Here is a 16,935-nt window from a genome sequence, read left to right as displayed (position 1 = left end):
TTCGCAGACCAAACTAATTAGTTGAAACGAAGACGATCGCTGCGCGGAAGCCGGCGAAATTCGGACCTCGGCATGATCCTCTTTCGACGACAATCAAGGGTCCGAGACGGCTGCGGCGATCGCGGGCGCTGCGTCGTCGGCGACGGCCGACGCCTCTCGGATTCAGGACGCGAGGAAGCCGCCATCGGCCGCCAGGACGTGGCCGACGACATAGGACGACGCGTCCGACAATAGCCACAGCACGGCCTCGGCGATGTCCTCGGGCTGCCCCATCCGCCGCAGCGGCAGGCCGGCGGCGACGGTCGCGATGTCGCCGACACCGGCGCGCAGCATCATGTCGGTGACGACGCGTCCGGGCGCGATCGCGTTGATCCGGACGCCGCGCGGCGCCGCCTCCATCGCGGCCGATCGCGTCAGCGAAATCACGGCGGCCTTCGACGCCGAATAGAGCGCAAGCCCCGCATTCGGATTGCGCACGCCGCTCACGGAGGCGTTGATCACGATGCGGCCGCGGCCCTGCGCATACATGACCGGCAACTGCGCGCGCAGGCACAGGAACACCGAGCGCACATTGGCGTCGAACACGTCCGCATAGACGCCGTCGCCCTGCTGCTCGATCGGCGCCCGGCGCTCCTGGAATCCGGCATTGTTGAACGCCGCATCCAGCCGGCCATAGCGATCCAGCACGGCCTGCACGAGGTTCGCGACGTCGTCCTCGCGCGTGACGTCGGCCTTCACCGCGAGCGCCTCGGCCCCGAGCGCCCGGCATCGTGCCGCCGTATCGGCCAGCTCGGCCTCGCGCCGTCCGGCGACGACGACTGCCTCTGCGCCGCCGGCGGCGAGCTTCAAGGCGGCGGCGCGGCCGATGCCGGAGCCGCCCCCGGTGACGAGGCAGACCTGCCCCTGCATCCGCGACGCCGCGGGCGCGCTTGCCCCGGCCGTGAGCTGCGTATCACTCATCTCCGACCCTCCGCTGTACGGCGTCGTCGATGCCACGTTGCATCGTCTATTTGTTGTATGATACAACTATATGGCAGGAGTCAAGATGCCCGACCCGGATCTCACGCTCGTCGACGACATCCGCGCCGCCGCGCGCCTGATGGTGCGCGAGCTCGGCTTCATGGAAGCGACGCTGGCCGCCACCGACCTTCCGCCGTCGGCGGTTCACACCATCCTGGAGATCGGCCTGCGCGGCCCGCTGACGGCGATGCAGCTCGGCACGATCCTGCATCTGGAGAAATCCAGCATCAGCCGCATGGTCCGCAAGCTGATCGACAGCGGCGAGTTGCAGGAGACGATCGATGCCGGCGACGCCCGCATCAAGCCGCTCTGCCTCACAACCAAGGGACGGAAAACGCTGGCGGCGCTGCACGCCTTCGGCCGCCAGCAGGTTCGCGGCGCCCTGTCGTCGCTGTCGAAGGCCGAGCAGCGCACGGTGCGCGAGGGCCTGTTGCTGTACGCCCGCGCGCTCGAAGCTTGGCGCGCGGCAGAGCAGGACATGCAGCCGTCGGAGCCATGAGCGCGCCCGACGGGCAGATTGCGCATGCGCGTCATGACGAAACTGCCCGTCGTGTTGAAATGCCGCAGCACGTGGCCTTGCACCGTCGGGCAAATCAGGACGATGTTTCCGCGCATCCCGCCTCACACGAAGGGGCGTTGCGCGCGATCGTCACGACACGCGAGGCGGGGAGCGATGGCCGCGAGATGTCGCAGCGTGCTTGCGCGCGGACGAACGGCAACTTGCGGACGTGAAGTCGCAGGGTCCTGATACCCCGACGCTGGTATCACCCGCGCAATGCGCAAGCATTGTCGCGGCATGGTGGCCAACAAGCCCGGCGCACCAGGGAGACTGCGTATAAGCGTGAAGACCGTCGCGCAGGGAATGCCGGAGTGTTCGGCTTTGCCTGTGGTACCTGCCGCCTGCATTTTTTTCTGCAGGCGGGCCATGGGTGAGGCCCTCACCCGGCATTCCCTGCGCCCTTCGTTTGTTCGGAGGGACAAGTCAGCCGTAGAGCTCGGGCATGATGTGCCGCGAGAAGGCCCAATGACGTCCAGCGATGTTTGATCATGTCCGCTGCTGATGGTGTGCAGACAATCTCTCCCCATCGTCATCCCGGCGAACGCCGGGATCCATACGCCGCGGCCGAAATCGTCGAGCGAGATGGTCGACGCGCGTGCCTCGAACTGCTCCCTGGGGTTATGGGTCGCCGCATTCGCGACGACGACGGCGGAGGGCGTTGAGGCAGTTCGCCGTCAACGTCGGCCGACGATGACCACGGACCTACTTGCCGAACTCCTCGCGGACCTTCGCCTGGATCTTCGCCATGCCGCCGAGCCAGCGGTCGTAGTTCTCGGTCTTCTTGCGCATGTAGCCGAGCACCTGCGGATGCGGCAGGATCAGGAAGCTCTCTTCGGCAAGGCCCTTCAGCACGTCCTGCGCGACCTGCTCCGGCGTCAGGTCGCCGTCGCCGGATTGCGGGCCCTTCGGAATCGCGCGCAGCATGTCGGTGTCGACGCCCTGCGGACACAGGATCGAGACCTTGATGTTGTCCGCCTTGTGCGAGATCGCGAGATTCTCGGCAAATCCCACCGCGGCGTGCTTGGTGGTCGAATAAGGCGCGCTGCCGACCTGCGACAGCAGGCCGGCCGCCGAGATCGTGTTGAGGAAATAGCCGCCGCCGCGCGCCTTGTAGCGCGGGATCAGATGCCGCGCCGCGTAGACATGCGCCATCACGTGAATGGCCCAGCTCCGCGCCCACGGCTCGTCGGACATGCCGCCGACATTGACCGACAGCGGGTCGAAGCCACCGCCGATGCCGGCATTGGAGCAGAACAGCGCAATCGGGCCGAACTGCCGCTCGGTTTCCTCGATCACGTGCCGGATGTCGGCTTCCTGGGAGACGTCGCACCTGAAGGCGGCGCCGCCGATGCCATCAGCGACGGCCTTGGCGCCGGCTTCGTCGAGATCGGCCACGATCACCTTGGCCGCCCCAGCAGCCGCGAACGCCTCGCACAGCGCCTTGCCGATGCCGCGGGCTCCGCCGGTGACCACAACAATCTTGCCGGTCACCTTCATGCAAAGCCCTCCTCGTGGAATTTTCTAGGTCAAGACCAAGTCGAGCACTGCCGTATAATGAAAGCCGGCGCCCAGCAACACGAAACCATGCCAGATCGCGTTCTGGAAGCGCAAGCGCCGCCACGAGTGGAAGATGACGCCGAGGCTGTAGAGGATGCCGCCGGTGAGCACGCAGGCCAGGACCGAGGCCGGCATCACCGAGATCACCCGGTCGTACATCATGACGCCGCTCCAGCCGAGCGCGAGATACAGCCCGATCGACAGCGCGTCGAAGCGGCCCGGCCAGCGCAGCTTCAGAACGATGCCGAAGATGGCGACGCCCCAGACCCCGAGCAGCAGCGCGGCCGAGAACACCGTGTCCTTCAGGGCGGCGATGAACGGCGTATAGGTGGCCGCGATGAGCACGTAGATGGCGGAGTGGTCGAAGCGGCGCAGCACCCATTTGGTCGGCGACACCGGCCACAGATTATAGGTTGCCGACAGCGTCAGCATCGAGAGCAGTCCCGCGACATAGATCGACACCACCACGATGTCGACGGCGCTGGCATAGATCGAGGTCAGCACGACGAGCACGGTTGCGGCGACCAGCCCGGCGGCGATGCCGACGACGTGGACGACGCCGTCCGCGATCATCTCGACCTTGTCGTAGTTCCAGCGCATCGCGCCGGTGGCGGCATGGACGGAGGTCGAGGCGAACTGCTTCAGTTGAAATACGGTCATGTCAGAGCCTGGTGCCGGTTTTCCGGGACAATTGTGCCGGAAGGATTATGGTTTCCAGTGGTCAACGTTCCGTTCAAAGTCTGGTTCTATCCGGAAACGGGCCGGAATTGTGAGCTTGAATCCGGTGTTTTGCATCGCCACCTGTCAACAATCGCTCACGCCCTTTTCAACTGGCGAATTCCCCTCCTCCCATGGTGACCTTTTCCGAACTCGTCGAGGAAGCGCGGCTCTCGGCCCGTGCCCTGCTCGATTATGGCGAGAGCTTCCTCAACCCGACCGTCCGCCTTGGCGTCACCGGGCTGTCGCGGGCCGGTAAGACCGTGTTCATCACGGCGCTGATCCACGACCTCGTTCGCGGCGGGCGCATGCCGGTGTTCGAGGCCTTGGCCTCGGGCCGCATCGCCCGCGCCTATCTGACGCCGCAACCCGACGACGGCGTGCCGCGCTTTGCCTATGAGAGCCACGTGCGGGCGCTGGTCACCGAGCGACGCTGGCCGAGCTCGACCGTCGACATCAGCGAGCTCAGGCTGGTGATCGAATTCCAGCGCGCCAACGGCGCCGAGCGGACGCTCACGCTAGACATCGTCGACTATCCCGGCGAATGGCTGCTCGACCTGCCGCTGCTGAACAAGAGCTATGAGCAATGGGCGCGGGAAAGCCTCGCGCTGTCGCGCAGCGAGCCGCGCGCGCATGTCGCCAGGGACTGGCACGCGCATCTGGCGACGCTCGCCCCCGAGGGCCGCGAGGACGAGTCGGCGACGCTCGAGGCCGCGCGGCTGTTCACCGATTACTTGCGCGCCTGCCGCGACGAGCGCTTCGCCATGAGCCTGCTGCCGCCCGGACGCTTCCTGATGCCGGGCAATCTCGCGGGCTCGCCGGCGCTGACCTTTGCGCCGCTCGACGTGCCGGCCGACGGCCAGGCACCGAGCGGCTCGCTGTGGGCGATGATGGCGCGCCGCTACGAGTCCTACAAGGACATCGTTGTCAGGCCATTTTTCCGCGACCATTTCGCCAGGCTCGACCGCCAGATCGTGCTGGTCGACGCGCTGGCCGCGTTCAATGCCGGACCGGAGGCGCTGCACGATCTCGAGGCGGCGCTGACCGGCATTCTCGATTGCTTCCGCGTCGGACGCGGCAATCTGCTGACCGCACTGTTCCGGCCGCATATCGACCGCATCCTGTTCGCGGCGACCAAGGCCGACCATCTGCATCACACCAGCCACGACCGGCTCGAAGCCGTGCTGCGGCGCGCCGTCAACCGCGCGGTGGCCCGGGCCGAGAGCACGGGCGCTGCGATCGATGTGGTGGCGCTGGCCGCCGTCAGGGCGACACGCGAGGCGCTGGTCGCCCGCGGCCGCGACAAGCTGCCGTCGCTGCTCGGCACGCCGGCCGCCGGCGAAAGCGCCAATGGCGAGATCTTCGACGGCGACACCGAGGTGGCGACGTTTCCGGGCGAGCTGCCGGCCGATCCGGAGGAGCTGTTCAAGGGCGGCGCCTACCGCGGCCTGTCGAGCGCTGCTGCCGACGGCACCGACTTCCGCTTTCTGCGCTTCCGCCCGCCTTTGCTGGCCCCCGATGCTGGCGGCGAGCCCGCTTTGCCCCATATCCGCATGGACCGCGCCCTTCAGTTCCTGATCGGAGACCGGCTGCAATGAGCGAACGCGCCAAGCCTCGTCGTCCCCAGACCTTCCGGCTCGATGATCCCGACGTCGTCGTGGTCGATGCCGAGGACGCCGCCCGGCCCGGCCGGGGCACCATCCAGATCACGCCTGAGGCCGACCCGGCGCAATTGCCGGTGCCGGTCGAGACCGTGCTGCCGGCACGGCGCGGCTTTCGCTGGGGCGCCGTTTTCTGGGGCTCGGTCACCGGCCTCGTCCTGCTCGGCCTCGGCCTCGGCGTCACCCGGCTGATCGAGGATCTGTTCGCGCGCAGCGAGGCGCTCGGCTATGTCGGCGCGGGATTCGCGGCCGCAGCCGCGATCGCATTGGCGGTCGTCATTGCCCGAGAGACCTACGGCCTGGTGCGTCTCGCCACCATCGAGAAGCTGCATCAGCGCGCGGCCGCCGTGCTGCTGTCCGACGATCGCGCCGAGAGCCGGGAGGTGGTCGCCGAGCTGCTGCGGATCGCACATGCCAATCCCCGGCTGGCGCGTCCGCGTGCCGCGCTCGCCGGCCACGCCGACGACATCATCGATGGCGGCGACATGATCAAGCTTGCCGAGCGCGAGCTGATGGCGCCGCTCGACATCGAGGCACGGCGCCTGGTGTCGGTCGCGGCGCAACGGGTTTCCGTAGTCACGGCTGTCAGCCCGCGCGCGCTGATCGACGTGCTGTTCGTCTTCGTGGCAAGCTTGCGGATGATCCGGCAGCTCGCGCGGCTCTATGGCGGCCGTCCCGGCGCGCTCGGCATGATCAGCCTGTTGCGCCATGTCGTCGCCCACCTCGCCATCACCGGCGGCATGGCCGCGAGCGACAGCCTGATCCAGCAGGTGCTGGGCCATGGCATCGCGGCAAAGCTGTCGCAGCGGCTCGGCGAGGGCGTGCTCAACGGACTGCTCACGGCGCGGCTCGGCCTCGCGGCCATCGACGTGACGCGCCCGATGCCGTTTGCCGCGCTGCCGCGACCGGCGCTGGCGGATCTCGCCAAGGATCTCCTGCGCAAGCAGGAGGAGCAGGAATGAGGCTCAGGCCTGCGGCGCGGAATCGAACTCACCGGCGAGCCAGCGCCATTGGTACAATGGCGAGTCCGGCGGCGGCGCCAGTTCGGGCGTCCAGCCCGTCAACTTGCCGAAAACGTAGGTGTCCATGACGCGGCCGCGCCAGCTCCGCTCGACGCGTCCGAGCGGCTCGCGGTGCGCGGTCGTGTCCGCCAGCAGCGGGCCGGCATTGTCCGGCTCGCGCACGACGTAGAGGCCGGCATGTCCCGCGATCCGGTTCATGCCGGGATCACGAAAGCCGATGAAGCGGGCACGCTCGTTGATCTGGATCACCGGCACGCGGCCGCGAAAGAACCACCGCATCATCGCGTAGGTGCGATAGTCGGAGGTCGCGATCCAGGTCGCGCCGATCTTTTGCAGCTCCTGCTCGGCGCGCGCCGCCACCTGCTGATAGCCCGCCTCGGCGCCGATCGGATCGGCCCGCCCGAGGAAATTCCAGGGTGCGGCGACGTAGTAGAGGAAGATCAGGACCACCATGGCGATGCCGCTGACGACGGCGATGCGCGCCCAGCGCACGGTGGATCGGACGAACCAGGCGGGCGCGCCGTCCTGCGGCAGCTTGACGATGTTGATCGCGACCGCCGCAAACCCGATCGGCCACATGAACATCGGCCAGGTGTCGCCGATCCGCAAGGTGAACGACTTCCAGAGGAAGTAGAGGAACGGCACCAGCACCGCCGTCGACAGCAGGATCGCGACCGGCTCACGCGTGCGATAGCCGCGCCAGGCCGTGAAACTCAGCGCCGACAGCGTGACCGGCAGCAGCACGAAGCCGACCTGTCCGAACTGCAATCCGATGTAATCGCCGAGCGTCCGCAACGACAACTCATGCGGCGCGGTGGCCCGAACGAACTGGAAGCGGAACGAGGCCCAGTCGTGCTGTACGTTCCAGATCAGCACCGGCGAGAACACGGCCAGCGCAATCAATGCTCCGCACCATGGATAGGGACTGAACAACCAGCGGCTGCGCCAGGCCGGAACGAGCAGGAATGCCGCCACGCCCGGCAGCAGCATGACCACCGTGAATTTGGACAACAGCGCCAGTCCGCCGAACAGGCCGGCAGCGAGCCACCAGCGGCCGTCATCGCTCTCGGCGAGGCGAACCAGCGCCCAGATCATCGCGAGCGCAAACGGGATCACCGCGACGTCCGGGGCCACCTTGGCCATCAGCAGGCCATAGTAGAGCGCGGCCTCTGGCAGCAGCACCACGATGATCACCGCCCGCATATTGTGAGTGGCGCGGCGAACGATGTCGGCGAGCAGGAGCTGCGTCGCGCCCATCGCGAGGATGCCGGCAAAGCGGACGCCGAGATTGGTATCGCCGAACAGGGCAGTGCCCAGCCGGATGAACCAGGCGATCATGGGCGGATGATCGAGGAAGCAGAGCTGCAGCTCCTTCGACCAGGTCCAGTAATAGGCCTCGTCGGTGCGCAGATCGAGCGCAGCGGCGTAGACGAGACGGATAATCGTCATGCTTGCGATCACGGCCGCAGCCATCAGCCACGCAGCGCGCGTGGAGCGAAACTTTGGGCTGTCGATGCCTGGGGGAATGGCCGTCACGCGGTGCTTTTCCCCGACTCCGCCGGGCGAGTCAACGTTCGCGCGCACAGCTCGCGCCGCCGGATGACCACCGCCATCAGCCCTCTAGGACAACAGGGAATAAATCTCTAGCATTGCGGCTCCAGATCATACGGACCACATGACCATTTCGATTTCCCATCGTTTACAGTCCGCCCGGCGCGGCATCGGTGTGCGGCAGGTACGGCTGATCTGCGGCTTCATCCTCTTCAGCTACCTGCTCAGCCATTTTCTCAACCATGCGCTCGGCAACATCTCGCTGCAGGCCCTCGCCGAGGGCGTGTCCTATCATGTGGCGTTCTGGCAGTTTCCTCCGATCGCCGTGCTGTTCTATGCGGCCGCTCTCACCCATGGCGGGCTCGGCGTGTGGGCGCTTTATCAGCGCCGGCAATTCAGCCGCAGCACGATGGAGCCTCTGCAGCTGCTGCTCGGCCTCAGCATCCCCGCGTTGATCTTCAGCCACATCGCCGGCGTCCGCATCGGGCAGGCCCTGTACGGACAAGAGAAGCTGTACCCGCAGGTTCTGTACTCCTATTGGACCGGCCCGTCCTGGCGGATCTGGCTGATGTCGGCCGCGCTGCTGACGTCATGGGCGCATGGCTGCATCGGGCTGCACTTCTGGCTGCGGCTCAAGCCGTTCTACAAGCGCGCGGCGCCGTGGCTGCTCGCCTGCGCCGTGCTGATCCCGGCGCTGGCGCTGCTCGGCTTCTACCGTGGAGGCCGAGACGTCATCGCGGCAAGCGCAGCGCCGCAGTGGCGGGTCGAGAATCTGTCGCGGCAGATGGGCACGCCCCTGGAGCAGGCAGTACTCGAGACCATCATGAACGGCTTCCTGATCGGCTATGGCGGCCTGATCGGCTTGGCGCTCGCCGCGCGCGGCGTGCGAGCGGTGCATGAGCGACGTGGCGGCATGGTCACGCTATCCTACAACAATGGCCGCTCCATCCGGGTGCCAAAGGGTTTGTCGGTGCTCGAGGCCAGTCTGCGCAACAACGTACCGCATGCCAGCATGTGCGGCGGCCGCGCGCGCTGCTCGACCTGCCGCATCAGGGTGATCGGAGATCCCGGCGCGCTGCCGCCACCCTCGCCTCGCGAAGCCTTCGTGCTCGCGCAGATCGGCGCGGCCGACCCGTCGGTCAGGCTGGCCTGCCAGTTGCGCCCCACCGGCGATCTTTCATTCTTTCAGCTGTTCATGCCGAACCCGACACCCGGCGAGCGCACTAGCTCGCGCGCCGGAATCGGGCAGGAGCGCTACCTCGTCAGCCTGTTCGTCGACATGCGCGGATCGACCGGCCTCGCTGAGAAACGGCTGCCGTTCGACGTCGTGTTCATCGTCAACCGCTTCCTCAGCGCCGTCTCCCAGGCCGTGCTGGCGAATGGCGGGCAGCCCAATCAGTTCGTCGGCGACGGTATGCTCGCGCTGTTCGGACTAGCCACCGATTCACATGTCGCGTGCGGCCAGGCGATCCAGGCGGCGCGCGACATCGCGGCCAACATCGCCGAGCTGAACGCGTTCCTCAGCCATGATCTGCATGACCCGATCCGCTTCGGCATCGGCATTCACGGCGGCGAGGTGATCGTGGGCGAGATCGGCTATCGCGACCACATGGTGTTCACCGCGCTGGGCGACGCCGTCAACGTCGCATCACGACTGCAGGACATGACGAAGACCCTCGGCTGCCAGGTCATCATCTCGGACGAGGTCTACGCGCGGGCGCGACTTGCCGCCGACGTGCTGCCGCAGCGCGAGGTCGAGATTCGCGGCCGCGCTGAGCCGATGCGCGTCAGGACGGCCATGGATGCCGCCGAACTCGCGATGCTCTCGGACGAAGGGACGGCTGCATGACGAGTTGCGTTGAACCTGTTTGCAGCCTGCGCTGTCATACCGAGAACGGTTGCAGCGGGTCCGCGGCTACGGGCGGAACGGTGGCGTTGCGGTCAAAAGCCGCAAAGCCGCCACGATATCGATCATTTCGGGCCAAAACCGCCCGCTGTTTGCGCTATCACGCCTGTCACAACCGCAGTATTCTCGAATTCCGGGCCTGACGGTTTGCGGGGACCGCCGGTTCGAATTGGATTGATCCCGCGGAGGCGACGTATGGCTAAAGGTACGGTCAAGTGGTTCAACCCGACCAAGGGCTATGGCTTCATTCAGCCTGCGGCCGGGGGCAAGGACATTTTCGTTCACATCTCCGCCGTGCAGAAGGCCGGGCTGGCGACCCTCAACGAGGGCCAGACCATCGAGTACGACGAGATTGCCAACCGCGGCAGGAGTTCGGCCGAGAACCTGAAAGTGTAGCGGATCAATTGGCGCGCCATTCCGCCTCGCGGCTTTTCGGCGCGATCGTTCCCCTCACCAAGCCAGTATGATTGTCGACACGTCGAAATAGACAGGAGCGGTGCCCGCTCCTGATCACATCTTTACGCTTGTTTGTAGTTTCAGCTCCCTCCCCGCCATTGCCTCGCCCGCCCGACCCGGGTCAAATGCGCCTCGAACCGCGCCGACAACAGAATTCCAGCGCGCGGAAACAAGCGACGGGAGCGACGCATCATGGACGACAAGGGCATTTTCCATGGCCTGAAGGTGCTGGACTGCGCGAGCTTCATCGCGGCTCCCGCAGCCGCCACCGTGCTTTCCGATTTCGGCGCTGACGTCATCAAGATCGAGCCGCCCGGCGCCGGCGATCCCTACCGCAACCTGCCGAACCTGCCGGGCTATCCGCGCAGCGAGCATAACTACGCGTGGTATCTTGAAGCCCGCAACAAGCGCAGCCTCGCGCTTGACCTGTCGAAGCCGGAAGCGCAGGCCGTCCTGCATAGATTGGTCGGTGAGGCCGATGTCTTCATCACCAACTTTCCGCCGTCGGTCCGCGCCAAGCTCGGCCTCACCCACGACAAGCTCGCGCCGCTCAATCCACGGCTGATCTACGCGTCGTTCACCGGATATGGCGAGAAGGGCGAGGAAGCCGACAAACCGGGCTTCGACAGCAATGCCTATTGGGCGCGCTCCGGGTTGATGGACCTGGTCCGTGCCGACGAGAGCACGACACCCGCCCGCTCCGTCGCCGGCATGGGCGACCACCCCTGCGCGATGGCGTTCTATGGCGCGATCGTCACGGCGCTTTACCAGCGCGAGAAGACCGGCAAGGGCTGCCATGTCGCCTCCAACCTGATGGCCAACGGGGTCTGGGCGGCCTCCGTGCTCGCTCAGGCCAAGCTTTGCGGTGCGACCTTCGTCGAGCGGCGGCCGCGCGAGCGCGCGCTGAACGCGGTCGCCAATCACTACAAATGCCAGGACGGCCGCTGGATCATGCTGTCGCTCCTCAATGAGGAGAAGCAGTGGCCGATCCTCGCCCGCTGCCTTGGCCGGGAGGAGCTGATCGACGATCCGCGCTTCATCACCAAGGCCGATCGCCACGCCCGCTCGGTCGAGCTGATCCATGAGTTCGACGCGGTATTCGCGACCAGGCCGCTGGCCGAATGGCGCCGGATCCTCGACGGCAGCGGGCTCGTGTTTGGCGTGGTCGGCATTCTCGACGACATCCCGAACGACAGGCAGATGATCGAGAACGAGGTGCTGGTGCCGTTCGAGAACGACACCATGCTGACCGTCAACAGCCCGATCTTCATCGACGGCCAGCGCAAGGTCGCACCGCGCAAGCCGCCCGGCATCGGGCAGCACAGCGACGAGATCCTGCGCAACGCCGGCTTCGACGACGACGCCATCCGCGACCTGCGCGCGCGCGGCGCAGTGGCCTGAGCTAGCGCGTCGCGATGAAGCACATGCCGAACTGCGTCGCCGGCCCGGTCTGACAGGAAAGGTTCGCGGCGCAGGTCCAGGTCGAGAAGCTCTTGTCGTTGTCCGTCGCGTCAGCGTGGCGCGCGTAGCAATGCCCGCCCCAGCCGTCATTGTAGACCGTGCCGGCGAGCTCATCGCTGCCGCGCAGCTGCGGGCGGCTGGCGAAGCCGCGCGAGAAATCCGGCGTACGGCCCTCGGCAAAGGCGTTGAGGATGTCGCGCCGGCGGACCTGGTCGCCGAAGAAATGCGGCGAGCCCGGCACCACCACGGTGTTGGACGGCTTCTCCGCCATCCAGTCGACACCGGGGAAGTGGAAGCCGCCGATGCCGCGGGTCTGATGGCAGCCGCCGCAGCTCGAATCGTTGAGGCGACGCTCGAAGCCCGCGACCGACTGGATGTTCTGCAGCACGATGCCCTGCGCGGCCGCCTTCTCCAGCGCGCCGACCACATCGGACTCGGTGAACACCGCGCCCTGCCCGGCCGCGCTCCCCTGCACCAGCCCGTAGGCCGGCAGCAGATCGGAATTGACGAAGCCGACCGGGGTCGGAGCCACCGCAACCTTGGCCAGGAACTGGTCGGGGATCACCGCGGTGCCGCGGTCGAGCTCGCCGAGATGGACGGGGTCGAGCAGCCAGGCCTTGAACTCGCGCGCCAATGCGGCATCCGAAAGCAGCCGGTCGCGATCGACCTGATCCTCCAGCACCGCCTCCTCGAACGTCCCGCTCGCGGCCTGATAGTCGAACACCTTCATCATGTAGTCGGTGCGGAAATCGCGGATCGCCGATTTCGGCGCATGCGCGATCTGCAGGTTGGTCTCGATGCGGTGGATGTTCTCCGGCCTGATCAGCGCCAGCGGCCCGTCCGGCGCCATCAGCTTCGCGGCAAGCTCCGGCCCGGTCAGTTGCAGATCGGACGTCGCCAGCCACCGCTTGGCGATCTCGGCGCAGCTCGGGGAGTTGCTCTTGGCTTGCGCGTCGCTGCGCGCCTTGAGCACGATGTTGAGCGTCATCGGCAGCCGCGGCGAGGCGACCTCGCCGTCCTTGGCCTCGGGCGGCGTCGTCCGCGTCAGGCGGTACAGCAGCCGCACCTCGCCGCAATGGTCGGGATCGACGAAGGCGCGATCCATGCGATTGACGACACCGGCCAGCACGAAGCGGGCATCGGACGAATCGAGCACGGTGCGGTCGAACAGCTGGAACGCGTAGGACGTGCCGACGCCGATGCTCTCGTTCGGCAACGTCGTCTTGTGCTTGTCGACGTAGCGGTCGAACTCCGCCTCGAGCGCCTTGCGCACGGGGGCCATCGACGGCAGCGCGAACAATGCCGCGTCGGTCAGCGGCGCATCGCTCGCGCGCGCGAGCATCTTTCCGAGGCCGAACGCGCCGTTGTCGAGCTCACGCAGCGCGAACGGCTCGAGGATGGCGGCGCCGCGCTCGATCGGCGCGCTCTCGTCCGCGTAAGCGAACGGGGCGCAGCACAGCATCACAAGGCCGAATACCGACAGTCGCAAGATCCGCCTCCTCGATTCCATGGCGCAACTGACGGCCTGCTAGCCCTCGAAGATAGCCGAAAGGCGGGCGGCTTCGGACAATTGTGCGACGAGGCGCCTCACGTCGCGGTGAGGCGCCTCGTCAGATTCGTCTCCCAAAACAGATGGTCGGTCAGCGCGAGACGACAAGCCCCTTGGTGGTGACGACCACCCAGCGGCCGTCCTGCTTGCGGATCGCGTCGACCTTGCCGAGACCCGGCACGGGATCGCCGGCATAGACCTCGTAGAGGCCGCCGCGGCCCTCGATCAGCGCGCCGCCACGACCGACGTCGCGCAGCACCCAGCCCTCGACGACCTTGGGCTTGGCGGCCTCCGCGCGGTTCGGCTCCGGACGAGCAGCGGCCTCCGCCCGCGCCGGCTCGGTCCGGCTCGCCTCTGCCCTTGCTGCCTCGGTCCTGGCTGCCTCGGCGCGGTTCGCCTCCTGGCGGCTCGCCACCCCCGCGGGCGGGGCCGCCGCATTGATCGCGCCCACCGCCTGCGGCACGGATGCCGCGCTGTCACGTGACGCCGCCTGCTGCGATGTCGCGGAAGCCTGCGCGGCGCGCAGCCGGTCCACGGCCTCGCTCAGACGCTGCAGCTCGCTCGGCTTGGCCGACGATTTCGTCGACAGGTCACCCAGGATCTTCTCGAGCCGGTCGAGACGCTCGGCGGACTTGTTGAGCTCGACGAGGCTGGTTTGATTGGTCTGGTCGAGGCTCGCCTTCAGCGCGGCGACATCATTGTCGATCCGCGCCACCGTCGCGCCAAGCGTGGAATCCGCAGCCTCGCCGGCGGTCGCATCGGCCACGTCACCACCGCCGGAGCGCGTGACGAATTTGGCGGTGACCAGACCACCGGCAACGCCGCCGACGACCATCGACAGCAACAGGATCGCGGCCATGGCCGGAAGGCCGAGCCTCCCGTTCGCGGCATGCGGAATCACGGCATGCGGAAGGGTCTGCGCCTGCGGAGGCGGCGACGCCCCAGCGGCGCGAGCTGCCGTCGCGGCGGCCGCCGGCTTGGGCGCCGCATCGACCTTGAACGGCTCGGTCTTGAACTTCGCCCTGGCCCAGGCTGCGGCCTTGTCGACGGCGGCAAGAGCACCAGCCTTGGTCAGCGGTCCGGCGACCGCCTGGACCGGCGTGACCGGACGCGGCGCGGACGCCTCTGGCTTGGCTGCGGATGCCGACTTGGCAACGGGCTCCGGCTTGGCAGCCGGCTCCGGTTTGACGGCCGGCTCGGGCCGGACGACGGCTTCCGTCTTGGTGGCAGTCACGGGCTTGATCGGCGCATCCGGCTTGATGGGCGCGTCCGGCTTCGGCGAGGTCGTAGCCATCGGACCCACCTTCGGCGCATTGGCCGCGAGCGTCGACAGCTTCGGCGTCTCGACCTTGAGGAGCTCGCCGGCCGCCGCCGCCTTGATCGGCTCCGATTTGACCGGTTCGGTCCTGATCAGATCCAGGATCGTCGAGGGAGATTTCGCAGCACTCGGGATCGCTCCGGCTTCGACCTTGCCCGGCGCCGTGCCCCTTGCCGCCTGCGACTTTGTCAGCTCGGGCTTGACCTTGTCGGACTTGCCCTTGTCGGATTTGACCAGGTCGAGCCGCGCAGGCTCGGGCTTGGCGCGCTCCAGCTTCACCGCCTCGATCTTGGCGGGCTCGATCTTGTCCGGCTCGGCCGTGACAACTTCGATCTTCGCCTGCTCGGGCTTGATCGTTCCGATCTCGGTGCCGGCCGTCATCCCGGTATTGATCGCAGAGCTGTTGATCGCTGGGCTGTTGAGCGCTGGGCTGTTGAGCGCAGACTTGGCGTCGGTCGTGGCGCCGTCCAATGCAACCGGTCCGGCCTTGGTGTCGAGCTGCGGCTCGGGCGCGGTCACCGCTTCCACGATTGCCGCCTTGGGGTCGATGCCCGGACGATCAGCCGCCGGCGCTTCGTGATCCGGCGCGATCATGGGCGGGGCGACCGCAGCGATCGCGGGCACCGCCGGATCGACTGCATCCGGGGAGGCGGATGTCGTCAGGGCCGGGTCGACGCTCGCACTGGCCGCGCCAGTCGTACCGGCCACGCCAAGGCTGGCCCGCTCGGGCTTTTGGTCGCTCACGTTCAGAGTCTCCGCATGACGTTGAGCACTTGGTAACCTTAGTTAGCGTTCGATTGATTGCCAAAATCTTACTTTTGCAGGGCTTACCTGAGTTTTAGGGATTCATACCGGGCGGATTTGCGCCGACAAAGTGGAGCAGATGTGGCGGGCGGTGCCCGAATATTCAGCTCTGGGGGCCCCATCCGGCAGCAGCACGCACGATTGGCACGCGGCGCAGCGTGGTCGACGCGGAGTCAAACAGAGCCGCTCTCGCGGCGCGATTGCACCCGAGCTTTGACCATCATTCCCTCCGCATCGGTCGGAGGGCGCAGGGAAGGCCGGGTGCCGACTGGCACCCGTGGCCCCCGTGCGGAAAGATTGCACGGGGCAGGAACCACAGGTTCAGCCGGAGCGACCCGGCCTTCCCTGCACGATGGCTTTACGGCTGCTTCGTAGTCTCCCCGGTGCGCCGGGCTTTCTGGTCACCGTCATCCGCACGAGGCGAAGCCTGCATGCGAACTTGGCATCGGCATCGGGATGCCAGGACCCTACGACTTGACCGTCCGTACCGCGCTTGCTCGCCGGCCCGCTTGCGCAAAGCCCCAAGCCCGATACGGCCACCGCTCCCCGCTGCTACGCCTCGTGACGATCGGCCGAAACGTCCCTCTTCATCGCAGGCGGGATGGCCGGGATCATCGTCGTGATTTGCCCGACGCGACAAGGCCGCCAACGTGCGACAAACTGGCTCGACGGGCAGTTTGCGCATGACGGGATTGCGGGAATTGCCCATCTTGCTGGGTGGAAGTGAAGGCGTTGTAGACGGATTCCAATTTGTGCAGTCCAGCACTGTCACCGCACATTTTGTGCAGCGTCACCGCAATCCGGTGGGGCGATTGACCATCCTGATCCCGCAGGACACTCGGGTAAGACGATTAAAGTGCACCATCCGATCGCTGAGAAGGGGGTTGTCTTTCCACACACGTTGCGGTTGATTTTCCGCATTGGGGGGAATGACGCGATGGGGATACTGTCCGGCAAGAAAAAATGGGAGAGCACGTTTCGGCTCCGGAGCCATCCCGGCGCCGGCCGAGGGGTTTTGACAGTGCTCTTTTGGCTATGGGGCAGCATCGGACTGCTGCTCAACGGCGGCAGCCTGATGGGCCTTACCGGATCGGTCGGCGTCGGCACGTCCGCCTATCTCACCGCCACCAGCTTAATATGGATCGGCGGAATGATCCTGTTCGGACTGGGTGCCCTCCTCTCTCACAACGATTTCGACGGCGAGCGGCCGGCGGACCCGGATGTCGGCGACCTGAACATCACGAGATAATTTACGATCTGAGCAGCTATTAAATGCTCTGGACTGCACCCCTCAAGTGAGACACGATAATCTCAGTGACAATGGGTAAAGTCATCGCATCGTGTTTTGCTTGAA

The 16,935-nt window shown here is 66.6% G+C and carries 14 protein-coding genes; 8 read left to right on the top strand and 6 right to left on the bottom strand.

All coding sequences use genetic code 11. The features are described from left to right. Positions 1 to 162 precede the first annotated feature (162 nt). Entirely contained in the window at positions 163 to 960 is a 798-nt protein-coding gene (locus QW845_RS19520; protein WP_315803184.1) for a glucose 1-dehydrogenase, read from the bottom strand. Positions 961 to 1,045: 85 nt separating this feature from the next. Between QW845_RS19520 and QW845_RS19515 the strand changes: the two genes are divergently transcribed. Together QW845_RS19515 and QW845_RS19510 are read left to right on the top strand one after the other, a co-directional pair. Then, the gene (locus QW845_RS19515) at positions 1,046 to 1,519 is read left to right on the top strand and encodes a MarR family winged helix-turn-helix transcriptional regulator (RefSeq protein WP_315803183.1); all 474 of its coding nucleotides are present in this window, start codon (positions 1,046 to 1,048) and stop codon (positions 1,517 to 1,519) included. Next, on the top strand, positions 1,516 to 1,752 hold the full coding sequence (locus QW845_RS19510; protein WP_315803182.1) for a hypothetical protein: 237 nt from the start codon (positions 1,516 to 1,518) through the stop codon (positions 1,750 to 1,752). Before QW845_RS19515 ends, QW845_RS19510 begins: the two co-directional genes overlap by 4 nt. A 529-nt stretch (positions 1,753 to 2,281) precedes the next feature. On the opposite strand, the gene QW845_RS19505 is transcribed toward QW845_RS19510, so the two are convergent. Both QW845_RS19505 and trhA read right to left on the bottom strand, forming a co-directional pair. Continuing rightward, positions 2,282 to 3,076, bottom strand: a complete 795-nt coding sequence (locus QW845_RS19505) for an SDR family oxidoreductase (RefSeq protein WP_315803181.1) — start codon at positions 3,074 to 3,076, stop codon at positions 2,282 to 2,284. Between the two features lie 24 nt (positions 3,077 to 3,100). Further along, positions 3,101 to 3,796, bottom strand: a complete 696-nt coding sequence (gene trhA / locus QW845_RS19500) for a PAQR family membrane homeostasis protein TrhA (protein WP_315759485.1) — start codon at positions 3,794 to 3,796, stop codon at positions 3,101 to 3,103. Between the two features lie 191 nt (positions 3,797 to 3,987). Here trhA and QW845_RS19495 point away from each other — a divergent pair, with 191 nt between their 5' ends. After that, the gene (locus QW845_RS19495; RefSeq protein WP_315803180.1) at positions 3,988 to 5,451 is read left to right on the top strand and encodes a YcjX family protein; all 1,464 of its coding nucleotides are present in this window, start codon (positions 3,988 to 3,990) and stop codon (positions 5,449 to 5,451) included. Next, positions 5,448 to 6,476, top strand: coding sequence for a TIGR01620 family protein (locus QW845_RS19490; RefSeq protein WP_315803179.1), 1,029 nt, complete (start codon positions 5,448 to 5,450; stop codon positions 6,474 to 6,476). Before QW845_RS19495 ends, QW845_RS19490 begins: the two co-directional genes overlap by 4 nt. Before the next feature lie 3 nt (positions 6,477 to 6,479). Here the strand turns inward: QW845_RS19490 and QW845_RS19485 are convergent, their stop codons facing one another. Continuing rightward, on the bottom strand, positions 6,480 to 7,985 hold the full coding sequence (locus tag QW845_RS19485; RefSeq protein ID WP_315803178.1) for a glycosyltransferase family 39 protein: 1,506 nt from the start codon (positions 7,983 to 7,985) through the stop codon (positions 6,480 to 6,482). 226 nt (positions 7,986 to 8,211) lie between these two features. On the opposite strand from QW845_RS19485, the gene QW845_RS19480 reads away from it, so the two are divergent. The 3 genes from QW845_RS19480 (at position 8,212) to QW845_RS19470 (ending at position 11,850) form a co-directional block, all read left to right on the top strand. Next, the gene (locus tag QW845_RS19480; RefSeq protein WP_315803177.1) at positions 8,212 to 9,936 is read left to right on the top strand and encodes an adenylate/guanylate cyclase domain-containing protein; all 1,725 of its coding nucleotides are present in this window, start codon (positions 8,212 to 8,214) and stop codon (positions 9,934 to 9,936) included. A 252-nt stretch (positions 9,937 to 10,188) separates the two neighbouring features. Further along, a complete protein-coding gene (locus tag QW845_RS19475) occupies positions 10,189 to 10,389 on the top strand; it encodes a cold-shock protein (RefSeq protein WP_315713975.1) in 201 nt (66 codons plus the stop codon). Positions 10,390 to 10,641: 252 nt separating this feature from the next. Beyond that, positions 10,642 to 11,850 (top strand): CoA transferase, encoded by a 1,209-nt coding sequence (locus QW845_RS19470; RefSeq protein ID WP_315803176.1) that lies wholly within the window; start codon positions 10,642 to 10,644, stop codon positions 11,848 to 11,850. A gap of 1 nt (position 11,851) precedes the next feature. Here QW845_RS19470 and QW845_RS19465 read toward each other — a convergent pair whose 3' ends face one another. After that, positions 11,852 to 13,420: a hypothetical protein gene (locus tag QW845_RS19465; RefSeq protein ID WP_315803175.1), complete on the bottom strand. Its 1,569-nt coding sequence runs from the start codon at positions 13,418 to 13,420 to the stop codon at positions 11,852 to 11,854. A 130-nt stretch (positions 13,421 to 13,550) separates the two neighbouring features. Continuing rightward, positions 13,551 to 15,521: a hypothetical protein gene (locus QW845_RS19460; RefSeq protein ID WP_315803174.1), complete on the bottom strand. Its 1,971-nt coding sequence runs from the start codon at positions 15,519 to 15,521 to the stop codon at positions 13,551 to 13,553. Between the two features lie 997 nt (positions 15,522 to 16,518). Here QW845_RS19460 and QW845_RS19455 point away from each other — a divergent pair. Next, complete coding sequence (locus tag QW845_RS19455) at positions 16,519 to 16,830, top strand: hypothetical protein (RefSeq protein WP_315803173.1); 312 nt, start codon at positions 16,519 to 16,521, stop codon at positions 16,828 to 16,830. The last annotated feature ends 105 nt before the right edge of the window (positions 16,831 to 16,935 follow it).

It is taken from the genome of Bradyrhizobium sp. SZCCHNS3002 (assembly GCF_032377435.1).
In the GTDB taxonomy this organism is placed as follows: domain Bacteria; phylum Pseudomonadota; class Alphaproteobacteria; order Rhizobiales; family Xanthobacteraceae; genus Bradyrhizobium.
This window is presented reverse-complemented; position numbering and strand designations above follow the sequence as displayed.